The 12,181-nt window shown below is 60.9% G+C and carries 13 protein-coding genes; 2 read left to right on the plus strand and 11 right to left on the minus strand.

Going from position 1 to position 12,181, the window contains the following annotated elements; genetic code table 11:
- Position 1 precedes the first annotated feature (1 nt).
- Positions 2 to 1,108: an S-methyl-5-thioribose-1-phosphate isomerase gene (gene mtnA, locus CHH27_RS13145; protein ID WP_094071991.1), complete on the plus strand. Its 1,107-nt coding sequence runs from the start codon at positions 2 to 4 to the stop codon at positions 1,106 to 1,108.
- A 117-nt stretch (positions 1,109 to 1,225) separates the two neighbouring features.
- Here mtnA and CHH27_RS13150 read toward each other — a convergent pair whose 3' ends face one another.
- Both CHH27_RS13150 and CHH27_RS13155 read right to left on the minus strand, forming a co-directional pair.
- Positions 1,226 to 1,507 carry a hypothetical protein gene (locus CHH27_RS13150; protein WP_198338417.1) on the minus strand — a complete coding sequence of 94 codons (282 nt, stop codon included), beginning with the start codon at positions 1,505 to 1,507 and terminating at the stop codon, positions 1,226 to 1,228.
- A 126-nt stretch (positions 1,508 to 1,633) separates the two neighbouring features.
- The gene (locus CHH27_RS13155) at positions 1,634 to 2,254 is read right to left on the minus strand and encodes a GNAT family N-acetyltransferase (RefSeq protein WP_247646224.1); all 621 of its coding nucleotides are present in this window, start codon (positions 2,252 to 2,254) and stop codon (positions 1,634 to 1,636) included.
- 151 nt (positions 2,255 to 2,405) lie between these two features.
- On the opposite strand from CHH27_RS13155, the gene CHH27_RS13160 reads away from it, so the two are divergent.
- A complete protein-coding gene (locus CHH27_RS13160; protein WP_094071993.1) occupies positions 2,406 to 2,681 on the plus strand; it encodes a flagellar biosynthesis protein in 276 nt (91 codons plus the stop codon).
- 48 nt (positions 2,682 to 2,729) lie between these two features.
- Here CHH27_RS13160 and flhA read toward each other — a convergent pair whose 3' ends face one another.
- The 9 genes from flhA to CHH27_RS13205 all read right to left on the minus strand — a co-directional run bounded on the left by flhA (position 2,730) and on the right by CHH27_RS13205 (position 12,155).
- Positions 2,730 to 4,925: a flagellar biosynthesis protein FlhA gene (gene flhA, locus CHH27_RS13165; protein ID WP_094071994.1), complete on the minus strand. Its 2,196-nt coding sequence runs from the start codon at positions 4,923 to 4,925 to the stop codon at positions 2,730 to 2,732.
- Between the two features lie 83 nt (positions 4,926 to 5,008).
- Positions 5,009 to 6,361, minus strand: coding sequence for a sigma-54 dependent transcriptional regulator (locus CHH27_RS13170; RefSeq protein ID WP_094071995.1), 1,353 nt, complete (start codon positions 6,359 to 6,361; stop codon positions 5,009 to 5,011).
- Between the two features lie 12 nt (positions 6,362 to 6,373).
- Entirely contained in the window at positions 6,374 to 6,709 is a 336-nt protein-coding gene (fliN, locus tag CHH27_RS13175; RefSeq protein ID WP_094071996.1) for a flagellar motor switch protein FliN, read from the minus strand.
- A complete protein-coding gene (locus tag CHH27_RS13180; RefSeq protein WP_208988864.1) occupies positions 6,706 to 7,407 on the minus strand; it encodes a FliH/SctL family protein in 702 nt (233 codons plus the stop codon). The genes fliN and CHH27_RS13180 overlap by 4 nt, the downstream gene beginning before the upstream one ends.
- A 29-nt stretch (positions 7,408 to 7,436) precedes the next feature.
- On the minus strand, positions 7,437 to 8,486 hold the full coding sequence (fliG, locus tag CHH27_RS13185) for a flagellar motor switch protein FliG (protein WP_094071998.1): 1,050 nt from the start codon (positions 8,484 to 8,486) through the stop codon (positions 7,437 to 7,439).
- Positions 8,486 to 10,102 carry a flagellar basal-body MS-ring/collar protein FliF gene (gene fliF / locus CHH27_RS13190; protein WP_094071999.1) on the minus strand — a complete coding sequence of 539 codons (1,617 nt, stop codon included), beginning with the start codon at positions 10,100 to 10,102 and terminating at the stop codon, positions 8,486 to 8,488. Before fliF ends, fliG begins: the two co-directional genes overlap by 1 nt.
- A gap of 280 nt (positions 10,103 to 10,382) precedes the next feature.
- On the minus strand, positions 10,383 to 10,769 hold the full coding sequence (locus CHH27_RS13195; RefSeq protein ID WP_094072000.1) for an ankyrin repeat domain-containing protein: 387 nt from the start codon (positions 10,767 to 10,769) through the stop codon (positions 10,383 to 10,385).
- Between the two features lie 121 nt (positions 10,770 to 10,890).
- Complete coding sequence (locus CHH27_RS13200; protein ID WP_008194991.1) at positions 10,891 to 11,166, minus strand: DUF1153 domain-containing protein; 276 nt, start codon at positions 11,164 to 11,166, stop codon at positions 10,891 to 10,893.
- A gap of 329 nt (positions 11,167 to 11,495) precedes the next feature.
- Entirely contained in the window at positions 11,496 to 12,155 is a 660-nt protein-coding gene (locus CHH27_RS13205) for a flagellar hook assembly protein FlgD (RefSeq protein WP_094072001.1), read from the minus strand.
- Positions 12,156 to 12,181 lie beyond the last annotated feature (26 nt).

Below are 12,181 nucleotides of genomic sequence, written 5' to 3' on the forward strand. Positions count from 1 at the left end.
CATGAATGTCGACGGCAAGAAGTACCGCACGATCTGGCTCGCCGAGGATGGCAGCGCGGTTGAGATCATCGACCAGACCAAGTTTCCCTATGCGTTCGAGATCGCCCGGCTCTACACGATGGCAGACGCCGCCCACGCGATCCGCGTCATGCAGGTGCGCGGTGCTCCGCTGATCGGCGCAACGGCCGCCTATGGCGTCGCCCTTGCCATGCGCGAAGACCCTTCCGACGCCAACCTGCACGCCGCCTGCTCCGCGCTTTTGGAAACCCGGCCAACCGCGGTCAACCTGCATTGGGCGCTCGACAAGGCGCGCAAGGCGCTCATTCAGGTTACCCCGGAGGCCCGCGAAGAAGCCGCCTTCCTGCTCGCCAATGCCATCTGCGATGAAGACATTGCCATCAACATGGCGATCGGCATGCATGGCATGGAGCTGATCGCCGCCATCGCCCGGCTGAAACGCGCCGGCGAACCGGTGAACATCCTCACCCACTGCAATGCCGGCTGGCTTGCCACCGTCGACTGGGGCACGGCCACGGCCCCGATCTACATGTCCCATGATGGCGGTATTCCGGTCCATGTCTGGGTCGACGAGACCCGCCCGCGCAACCAGGGCGCTTTCCTGACGGCCTGGGAGCTTGGCCATCACGGCGTGCCGCATACCGTCATCGTCGACAATGCGGGCGGCCATCTCATGCAGCATGGCGAGGTCGATATCGTGATCACCGGCACGGACCGCACCACGGCGACCGGCGATGTCTGCAACAAGATCGGCACCTATCTGAAAGCCCTGGCGGCCCGGGACAACAACGTGCCCTTCTATGTCGCCCTGCCCTCCCCCACCATCGATTTCTCGCTGTCGGACGGCGTGCAGGAAATCCCGATCGAAGAGCGCAGCGGCCTGGAAGTCAGCCAGATGACCGGCCGCACGCAGACGGGCGCCATCGAGACGATCGACATCGTCGCCGACGGCTCCGAGGTCGGCAATCCGGCCTTCGATGTCACGCCCGCCCGGCTTGTCACCGGCCTGATCACCGAACGCGGTGTTCTGGAAGCCAGCCGGAAATCAATTGCAGACGCGTTTCCGGAGCGGGTCAAGATGGGTGCGTAATCCAGCCCGCTAGAGTAGCCACTCAGGCCGGAAGTCCACCGCACCTACAAACGTCATCCTGAGGAGCTGCGCTAGCAGCGTCTCGAAGGATGACGCCGGTGGAGAATGCATCTCACGCTAGCCGTCTTCGTCGGCGTGCCACTGGCTCTCGTCTTCGACAGGCTTTGGAAGGCGCCCTTCAAGCCAGTCCGCGACGGTTCCAGGCCGGAATTCAAGATTACTGCAAACGATCCACCAGGACAGAAATTCCTCCGGACCACCGTTCAAATAGGGCGGTGGGGAACTTGGATAGAACCGGGTCGGCAGTTTTGCCCCTGCCGATAGATTGTTGGTTACATAGGCGAGCTCCTGAACGACGTTCCACGCCAGCTCATGATGAATGTCGAGGTCGAACGTCACCTACCATTCGTCCTCGTTTGACCCGGTCTGAATGTTCTCAAACACCGCCGGCACGCGTTTCAGGTAACTTGTGAGTTTTCCGAAGGCACGTTCGTCCAGCATGACTTCCCTCATAGCTCCAAGGGATTACCCGATCACCGGCACATGTGGCGCCCGGTCCTTGCCGATGAGACCCTTGAGCCGCGGATCATCCGCCACTTCGATGGAGCGTTTATAGGGTTTGAAGCCGCAGGACTGGTAGAAATGGATCGCCTGCGGGCTGTCGCCCGTGCAGGTGTGCAGCCAGAGCCGTTTCGTTTCCGGCCGCGCCCAGGCCATTTCTACCGCCTGCCCCATTAGCCAGCGGCCCAGCCCACCCCCGATTGCCCCCGGCACAAGACCGAAATAGGCAACGACAGGCTCGGCCGGATTGGCATAATCCAGTTCCAGCGTCCCGACGGACTTGCCATCCTTCATCGGCTGATAGAGTTCCCGCGCCGGCTCGGCCAGGGTTTTTGCCAGAACGTCCTCGTCCTGTTCCAGGCGGCTGAACCAGATCCAGTCCTCGCCGATCTCCTTGAACAGTTCGCGGTAGCTGGCGACATCCGGCGCGCTCCAGCGCTCCAGCGTCACGTCGCTGCGCGGCGGCGCAAGCGGTTTGGCAGGCGCCTGCAGCATTTCCAGATAGGTGACCACAAAGGCGATCTTGCCATCCGGAACTTCCGTATAGCCATCCAGATTGAGGGCTGCGCCAAACGTCTCTGCCACCGTCGATTCTCCTTCACTAGAGGTCAGGCTCTGGCCCATAGCAGCGCCGGGCCGGACCTCCAAGGGGGTGAATCGCGTATTGCGCGATATTAACGGCCTGTTAACCACGATTTGGCAAGCTGGAAGGCGTGTATCCAGGAAAGATGCAGCCATGCCCAAAGTCGGAAACTACGTCCAGCGCGATTATCACAACAAGTTTCGCTCCCAGCGAAAATCGACCTGGTCCGACTACAACAAGGCCTGGGCCAAGCGCCGCCAGGCATCTGCCCAGAAAATGCAGGAACTGCGCAACCTGGCCAGCACCTTCAACACCATCGGTCTGCAGGCCTCCCAGGCCAATACGATGTTCGTGATGCAGAACCAGGGCCGCGTCGGCGCCTATGCCAACCAGACCGCCGCCATGGCGCGGGTCAACGTTCTGGTCTGAGGCCCATCAGACCCCGGCTTTTTTCCGAAGAAATTCCCCAAACGGTTCTCAGATCGAGCCGATCGTCTTCAGCTTGATGCGCGGGTGGACTTCGGCCTGGCTCATGATGGTGGTGTGGGCCCGGAAGCGTTCGACGATGGAGCGGACGAAGGGCCGGGTCTGCGGCGAGGTCAGGAGCACAGGCACCTCGCCCTGCTGGGCGGCCTCCTCGAAGGCATCGCGCACGCGGCCGACGAACTCCTGCAGCTTGCTTGGCTGCATGGCGAGCTGCCGGTCGTCGCCCTCGCCCACAATCGCCTCCAGGAAGGCCTGTTCCCATTGCGGCGACAGGGCGATCAGCGGCAGATAGCCGCCTGGCGACAGGTTGGACGCGCAGATCTGGCGGCCAAGGCGCGTGCGCACATGTTCGGCAATGGTGTCCGTGTTGCGGGTCATGCCGGTCGCCTCCGACACGCCTTCCAGGATCGTGCCGAGATCGCGCACCGAAATGCGCTCGTTGAGCAGCGTCTGCAAGACGCGCTGGATACCGGAGACGGTGATCTGCGACGGGATCAGATCTTCCACCAGCTTGGCTTGCTCGCCCTGCAGCTCCTTCAGCAGCTTCTGAACATCGCCATAGGTCAGGAGTTCGGAAATATTGGCCTTGATGGTCTCTGTCAGATGGGTCGACAGCACGGTGGCCGGGTCAACCACTGTATATCCGCGCAGGGACGCGTCCTCGCGATACTGGGCCTCCACCCAGGTGGCCGGCAGACCGAAGGTCGGCTCGGTTGTGTGGGTGCCAGGCAATTTGACCTGGCCACCGGCCGGATCCATGACCATGAAGTGGTTCGGGTAGAGCACCCCGCGCCCGGCCTCGACTTCCTTGACCTTGATGACATAGTCGTTGGCGCCGAGCTGGATGTTGTCGAGAATGCGCACGGGCGGCATGATCACGCCCATGTCGCCGGCGACCTGGCGGCGCAACGCCTTGATCTGCTCTGTCAGGACATCGCCGTCGCTGGTGGCCTTGCCATTGATCAGCGGCAGCAGCGCATAGCCCAGTTCGATGCGCAGTTCGTCCATCTTGAGCGCATCGGTGATCGGCGGTTCCGGCGGTGGCGGCGGAGCGGCCTCGATCGCCTTGACTTCGGCCGCCTTGGCCGCTTCCTGTTTCTTCTGCGTGCCTATTCGGAAGGCCAGGTAGCCGGCAACACCGGCCAGACCCAGGAACGGAACCATCGGCATGCCCGGCAGCAGCGCCAGGATGACCATGACGGCGGCCGACATGCCAAGCGCCTTCGGGTAGCCCGTGAACTGGCTGGCCAGCGCCTTGTCGGCCGCGCCATGCACCCCTGCCTTGGAGACCAGCAGGCCGGCCGCGGTCGAGACGATCAGCGCCGGGATCTGCGAGACAAGGCCGTCACCGATGGTCAGCAGCGTGTAGTTGTTGGCCGCTTCGGAGAAGCTCAGCTCCATCTGGGCAACGCCGATGAAGATGCCACCGAGAATGTTGATGAAAGTGATCAGCAGGCCGGCAATGGCATCGCCGCGCACGAATTTCGAGGCACCGTCCATGGCGCCGAAGAAGGAGCTTTCGTCCTCCAGCGCCTTGCGCCGTGATTTCGCCTCCGCCTCGTCGATGAGACCTGCGGAGAGATCCGCGTCGATCGCCATCTGCTTGCCCGGCATGGCGTCCAGGGTGAAGCGGGCCGCGACTTCCGCAATACGGCCGGAACCCTTGGTGATGACGACGAAGTTCACGATCACCAGGATCGCGAAGACGATGATCCCGATGACGAAGTTCCCGCCCATCACGAGATTGCCGAAGGACTGGATGACGTTGCCGGCTGCAGCCGTCCCCTCGTGGCCGTTCGACAGGATCAGGCGGGTGGAGGCGATGTTCAGGCCGAGCCGCAGCATCGTCGCGATCAGGAGCACCGTCGGGAAAGACGAGAATTCCAGCGGTTTCTGGATGAACAGGCCCGTCATCAGGATCAGGACCGAGAAGATGATCGACACCGCCAGGAACATGTCCAGCATCACGGGCGGCATCGGCAGGATCAGCAGCGTCAGGATGACGAGAATGCCGGTGGCAAGACCGATATCGCCCTTCTTCAGGGTATCGATCAGCTCTGCAACGCTCGGGAAACCGGACACCCCGCCGCCGGGCTGCGGTGCAGCCGCCTGCTGGCCCGGCGCAGCGCCACCCGGGCCTTTCGGCCCGCCTGCACCACCTTGTCCGTCTGCCGCCGTATCCGACATTCCGATTTCAGTTCCTTACCTGCGCCATCCGTCCTGAAGCGGCGCTGCGTCCTCTGGTCCGGGCCCTATCCGGGCCCGAAAGCTTATGTGCGGGCTTCGCCCGGCCCGGGCACGCTGATACCTTCATCGGTATATTGATTCAGCTTGTTGCGCAGCGTCCGGATCGAGATACCCAGAATTTTCGCTGCATGGGTCCGGTTGCCCAGACAATGGTCCAGCGTGTCCAGGATGAGGTCCCGCTCCACATCGGCAACCGTGCGGCCGACAAAGGACCGTGTCACCGCTTCCGCGGTCTGCGCCGCCCGTTCTGCAGGGCCTCTGGAGACGCTCAGCGGAGACCCGTCGGGCATTCGGATCGCTTCAACGCCGATTTCAGCACCGTTTGCCAGCAGGATGGCCCGGTGCATGGTGTTTTCCAGTTCGCGGACGTTGCCGGGCCATGGGTTACTCATCAAGGCCTGGCGTGCTTCGGCCGACAACGGACGCACCGGCACGCCGTTGGCCTCCGAATAGTGGGAGATGAAGAAACCGGCGAGTTCCATGATGTCCGCCGGACGCTCCCGAAGGGCCGGCAGTTTCAGATTGACGACATTCAGCCGGAACAGGAGATCTTCGCGAAACTGACCCTGGCGCACGGTTTCCGCGAGATCCCGGTTGGAAGTCGCCAGGATGCGGATATTCACCGGAACAGGACGTGTGCCGCCCACCCGGTCGATCATCCGTTCCTGGATCGCGCGCAGCAGCTTGGCCTGCAGGCGAACATCCATTTCGGAAATCTCGTCCAGGAGCAGTGTGCCGCCGTCGGCTTCCTCGAATTTGCCGATCCGCCGGGCCACGGCGCCGGTAAAGGCGCCCTTTTCGTGGCCGAACAATTCAGATTCAAGCAGATGTTCCGGGATCGCGGCGCAGTTGATCGAGATGAAGGGTTTCGAGGCCCGGTTCGAGCATTTGTGCACATGGCGGGCAATGACTTCCTTGCCCGTGCCGGATTCGCCGGTGATCAGCACGGAGGCTTCAGAGGGCGCCACCTGCTCGGCCAGCTTGACCACGGTGGCCATCGCCTCGTCGCGGTAGATCAGGTCGCCGCGTTCCTGGGCAACCGCCGCCAGAACGGCCGCGATCATTTCCGGATCCGGCGGCAGCGGGATATATTCCTTCGCGCCTGCCCGGATCGCCGAAACGGCGGCCTGGGCATCGGTCTCGATACCACAGGCAACGACCGGAACGTGGACCCTTTCGTCCTGAAGTTTCTGGATCAGCCCGGCAATGTCGAGATGCACCTCGACCATCAGAAGGTCGGCACCACGGCCCGATCTGAGAACCTTCAGGGCCCCCTCGACATCGTCCGCATGGGTGACCTGCGCCCCGCTCTGCATGGCGATCTTCGAAGCGGTGGTCAATTGGCCGCCGAGGGTTCCGACTATTAACAGACGCATCCGTGCTGTTTCCTATCGATCCGTCTTGATGATTTCCGTCATGGTCACGCCGAGCTTGTCCTCCACGAGAACAACTTCGCCGCGGGCAACCAGTCGGTTGTTCACGTAAATGTCGATGGCCTCACCGACCTTGCGGTCCAGTTCCAGCACCGTGCCGGAGGCCAGTTTCAACAGATCCGAAACATGCATCCGGGAATGCCCGAGTACCGCGGAAATCCGGACCGGGACATCAAACACGGCCTCCAGATCGGCCGCGGATTGCGGTCCGAGAACCTCACCGTCATCTGCGTGACGCTCGGGAGCTTCCAGCTCGTCGAGCGGAATGTTGGTATCCTGTTCGTCGCTCATGCGTCAGTGTCCTTTTCCGCCGGCTTGTCCGACGGAGTTCCGCGTTTTTCTGAACTGCGCGCCCGCAAATAGGCACGGATACTCGTGTCGATCTCGCCTTCCAGCGCTTTCCGGTCCCGCCGGATGCCGCCATCGGCCCATTCGATATGGCAATCGCCCCGGCTGATTTCAGGCTCTCCGAGGATCACCAGGCGTCCCTCGAACCCCTTTTCGTGCACGATCGGGTCCACCTGGGCCTTCAGCGCCTCGACATCCTTTTCCGCGATGCGGATGACAAGATGCGGCGCCTTGCGCAAGGGCCCCAGACATTCTGACACCAACGCCACCGTTTCGGCCAGCGGCTGGCGGGCAATCAGATGGGCACACAGGCGTCTAGCCACAAGAAATGACAGGCTGATCGCATCCTGCTCCCGGGCGGACTGGACCTCGTCCAGTGTCTCCAGCACCTGCCCCACTGCCCGCACGAGATGACCGACCTCTTCCGTCAGCAGGGTTTCCTGCTTGGTCTGCAGGTCCTGAAGGGCCTTGACCCGGCCTTCCTCGAACGCCTTGGCCTGAGCCTCCTTCAGAAGCGTCTTGTGCTCGGAAACCGGGATCATCGGAATTTCCGGTTCGGGCGGAGCAACCACCTCCGGCTCCTCCGGTTCGGAGAAGTCGACATTGAACAGGAATTTCGACGGGTTGCTCATACTGCCCATTCTGTTTCCGCTACGCGCCGCTTGCCGCATCAATAGATAATCTCGTCATCGCCCTTGGACTTGGAGATCATGATCTCGCCCTTGGCCGCCAGGTCCTTGGCCTTGTTGACCATGCTGGTCTGTGCCTCGTCCACGTCTCTCAAGCGCACAGGTCCAAGCGCATCCATGTCGTCCTGCAGAAGCTTGGCTGCGCGCGAGGACATGTTGCCGAAGAAGAAGTCGCGCGCGCTGTCCGTTGACCCTTTCAGCGCAATCGCCAGCTGGTCCTTCTCCACGTGGCGCAGCAACGTCTGACAGCTCGCCGCGTCGAGCTTGAGCAGATCGTCGAAGGTGAACATCAGCGTCTTGATCCGGTCCGCGGCCTCGCGGTTGTCCTCTTCCAGCGCGGCCAGGAACCGGGCCTCCGTCTGCCGGTCAAAATTGTTGAAGATGTCGGCCATCATCTCGTGGCTGTCGCGCCGCGACGTGTTGGTCAGGTTCGACATGAACTCGACCCGAAGCGTCTGCTCGACCTTCTCCAGCACTTCCTTTTGAACGGCGTCCATGCGCAGCATCCGGCTGACGACTTCCAGCGCCAGTTCTTCCGGCAGGATACCCAGAACACGTGCAGCATGGTCCGAGTTGATCTTCGACAGCACCACTGCAACGGTTTGCGGATATTCGTTCTTCAGATAGTTGGCGAGAACGTTCTCCTGCACGTTGGAGAGCTTCTCCCACATGTTGCGTCCTGCCGGTCCGCGGATTTCCTCCATGATGATGGAGACCTTGTCACCGGGCAGGAAGCTGGCCAGAAGACGTTCGGTTGCATCCACGTTGCCGGTCAGTGCCCCGGTGGAACTGACACGGCGCACGAAATCCTTGAACAGGTCTTCCAGCATGTTCGGCGTGACCGGCCCCAGGTTGGCCATGGCAGCCGACACCTGACGCACTTCGATTTCGTCCAGTTTCTCCCAGATCGGCGCACCATGCTGCTCGCCGAGCGCCAGCAGCAGAACGGCTGCCCGCTCGGCACCCTTCAGCTCACGATCTTCGTGTTCGGCGCTGACCTGGAGCTGTTTCTGGAGTTGATCGCTAACCATCAGGCTGCCTGCTCATCCAGCCAGCCGCGAACAATGTTCACCGCTTCTGTCGGATGATCCGAGATCATGCTGCCGACTTTTGCGATCGAACTCGCCTGCATGGCTCCTTCCTGCTTGGCCTGCTCAAGCCATTCAATAACAAACTCGTCTTCTTCCGGCTCATCCTTCGGCACTTCGGTTTCAACCACCAGAGTGCCATCCGGTCCGATCATCAGTTCCTGCGGCTGTTTTTCTTCCGGTGTCACGATCCGGCGCAGCAGCGGACGGACCACGAACAGCAGCAACAGAACCGCGATCAGGAACAGGACGCCAAGTTCGGCAAACCGGATGATGTCATCACGGGTGAATTCAAACAGCCCGTCCGGCTCGGCCAGAAGGTCGTCCTGGGGCGGCAGGGCGAATTGCAGATTGACCACTTCCACGCTGTCGCCGCGTGTCGCGTCGAAGCCGACGGCAGAACGAACCAGAACTGCAATGCGATCCAGCGTCTCCTGGGACCGCGGTGTATAGACATTGTTGCCACTGCCGTCCGGCTGATACGTGCCGTCGACCAGCACCGCAACGGACAGGCGGCGCACCTGGCCGGCTTCGACAACTTCGGTCCGCGTCGACCGGGAAATCTCGTAATTGGTGATTTCTTCGGTCAGCGTCGAGGTATCCCGATCGCCGCCGCCATCTTCCTGCGCGTTCGCGTTGGGCTGCTGGTTGCCCACAGTCACCTGACCGTTCCGCGACACAGCCGAGCTTGCCTCTTCCTTGGTTTGGGTCGAACGCACGACCTGGCCTTCCGGGTCGAAGGTTTCCGTGGTTTCGGTCAGCCGATTGTAATCCACTTCCGCATTGACACGAACCCGCGCCCGCCCCGGCCCGACGACGGAATTCAGGATTTCCTCGATCTGGTTGCGCAACCGGCTTTCAACAGCGACCGTGCGCTCCTGCAAGGAGGCCGAGACCATGCCGTCCTCGTCATTGCCGACACCTGAGGCAAGCAAGCGGCCGCTCTCGTCGACAATCGACACCCGATCCGGATCAAGCCCGTCAACAGCCGTGGCCACGAGATGCTGCACGGCGCGGATTTCGCCAGGACCAAGCGCACCGCGCACATTGAGCACGATGGAGGCCGAAGGCGGACGGCGGTCCCGCTGGAACAATTGCCGCTCCGGGATCACCAGATGAACGCGGGCGGCCCGGATGCGATCAAGCGAACCGATCGTGCGCGACAGCTCGCCTTCCATGGCGCGCAGGTGATTGATGTTCTGAACGAAGCTGGTGGCCCCCAGCGTATCGGTCCGGTCAAAGATCTCGTAGCCGATGGACCCGCCGGTCGGCAGACCTTCTGCGGCAAGCTGCATTCTGAGCCGGGCAACCTGCTCCTTGGGCACCAGAATGGTGGAGCCTTCGCGCTTCAGCTGGAACTGCACACCCTGGCTTTCCAGCTGGGTCACGATGGCCGCGGAATCTTCAAGGGTCAGCTCGTTGTAGAGCGTCGTCATCTGAGGGGCCGTGACACGGAAAATGATGAACGCGAACACGCCGATCAGGATAGCCGCAACCGCGCCCATCGCGGCGATACGTGCCGGTCCCAGTGTTCTAATGAATTCAGTTAGTCCGTTCACGAATGCCCGCCCGCATCTGAAACATGCCTTAAGCCGTTATTGTTGGAGTCGGCTCGGCACACCACACCTTCGATGGGCAAAATTTGCCGCCCAGAGGGTTAACAAGTGGTTAACAAACCTTTTCCCGCGTTCCGGGATCGGCGGATTTCTGCGAATTCTTATAATGCAAAACGCAACTCAGGTGGGGAAAAACTGCCTACCGGATTAATTTTTGGATAAGTTCCGTTGAGGTCAGCCCGTGCCGCGCGGCGCAAATCAGCGGGAGTATTGGCGCTGACAATCAACGACCCCGAAGCAGTCGCCTGATATCTCCACCAACCGCGTCCGCCTTGCCAAGAGGCGTTTCGCCGAACTCCGAGACCAGCGAGGTGTTTGCCCCTGCCTCCAGCAGCGCCTCGACAACCTTGAGATTTTGCCTGGAGATCGCGACATGCAGAGGCGTCTCGGACATGTCGCCGACGGCGTTGACGTCCGCACCGGCACGAATGAGTTCCAGGGCAGAATAGGTATCGTCCCGCCAGAGCATGACATGCAGAGGCGTGTCCCCATCGGCGCTGCGGCTGTCAAGACAGACCTCCGCCGCCCCCATTTCCGCCGGGAAGAGCGTTTCGGAACACGAAGCCAGGATCTCCTGGAGACTGGCGCGTCGTTTGGCTTTTCCGGACATGGGAAACGCTTTCACCAAGAAAACTGGAGGGCAAGGTTTCTGCAGCTCAATAAAAAAGGCCGGCTGAGCCGACCCTTCCAACGGCGCGCCACCCGCGCCGCTCCATCCAAATGTGTTCCGGTCAGTTCCGGTATTGCTGGATCCGTGTGGCCCTGAGGCCGGCAAGTCCATGCTTTTCGATCGAACTCTGCCAGGAGAGGAATTCCTCAACTGTCAAAGTGTATCTCTGGCAGGCCTCTTCCAGGGACAGGAGCCCCCCTCGAACCGCCGCAACCACTTCCGCCTTGCGCCGGATCACCCACCGCTTGGTGGAGGTCGGCGGAAGGTCCGCAATGGTAAGCGGGCTTCCATCGGGGCCGATGACATATTTTACACGCGAACGAATCTGTTCGGTCATTGTACTCTCACACTAACCATGACCAAGGTTGAATTGAGACTACCTGATGACGCTTAACAAACGACTAAAGCAAAGTTGTGTTTTTATTAACTATAAAATCTAAATTTAGTGAATGATATTTAGGGTTTCATCAAAATAATCATTCGAATTGTAAATACCGATATATGAATTTGTTAACCATAGTTACTAACCCATGCAATTTGCGAGGCAATTCGGGTTCAATCCAAAATTGCGACAGACGCACAAAAGACAGGAAGTTGGTTGGACAACAAAAAAGCCCCGAACAGGTTCGAGGCTTTTCGGATCGGATTACCCTGATTGGCCCGTCGCTACGACGGGCTGGACACCTTTGTCACCGCGCTGATCGGGAATTCCTGGTTGCCGACCTTCAGCACTGCCTCGCCGCTGGACCAATCCACGCTGTCAACAACTCCCGTCACCTGCGTGCGCACCGTCTCCGGCCGGCTGGAGGAGTCCTTCACGTCGAAGGCGATCGTATAAAGCCCGTCCACCGCCTGCTGGCCGCTGTCGGTGCGGCCGTCCCAGTTGAACGTGCCACTGCCGGCATCAAGCTCGATATCGCCGCTATAGACAACCGCGCCGCCGGAATTGCGGATCTCGAAGGTTCCCGTCGCCGCTTCGGTCACATCATAGGCCCAGCTCGCCTGACTGCCCGTCAGCGTCGTGGTGGAGGCATCCGCCGTCACTTCATTGCCGATATAGCTGACATAGCTCATGCTCTGATTGCTCTGCAGCGTCGCGATGATGTCTTCCAGGTTCTGGTTCTGCTTGATCGCCTGTTCGACATTCGAATACTGCACCAGCTGGTTGGTGTATTCGGCCGAGTCCAGTGGATCGAGCGGATCCTGATTCTGGATCTGCGTCGTCAGGATGCTCAGGAAGAGTTCGTAATCCGCGATCAGGCTGGCGCTGCTGTTTGCCGCATCGCCGGTCGTTGTCGCAGATGTGGATGAAGTAATTGTGGTCATGCTTCACTCCCGGGACGGATCCCGTC

The sequence above is a fragment of the Labrenzia sp. VG12 genome (assembly GCF_002237595.1).
Taxonomy (GTDB): Bacteria; Pseudomonadota; Alphaproteobacteria; order Rhizobiales; family Stappiaceae; genus Roseibium.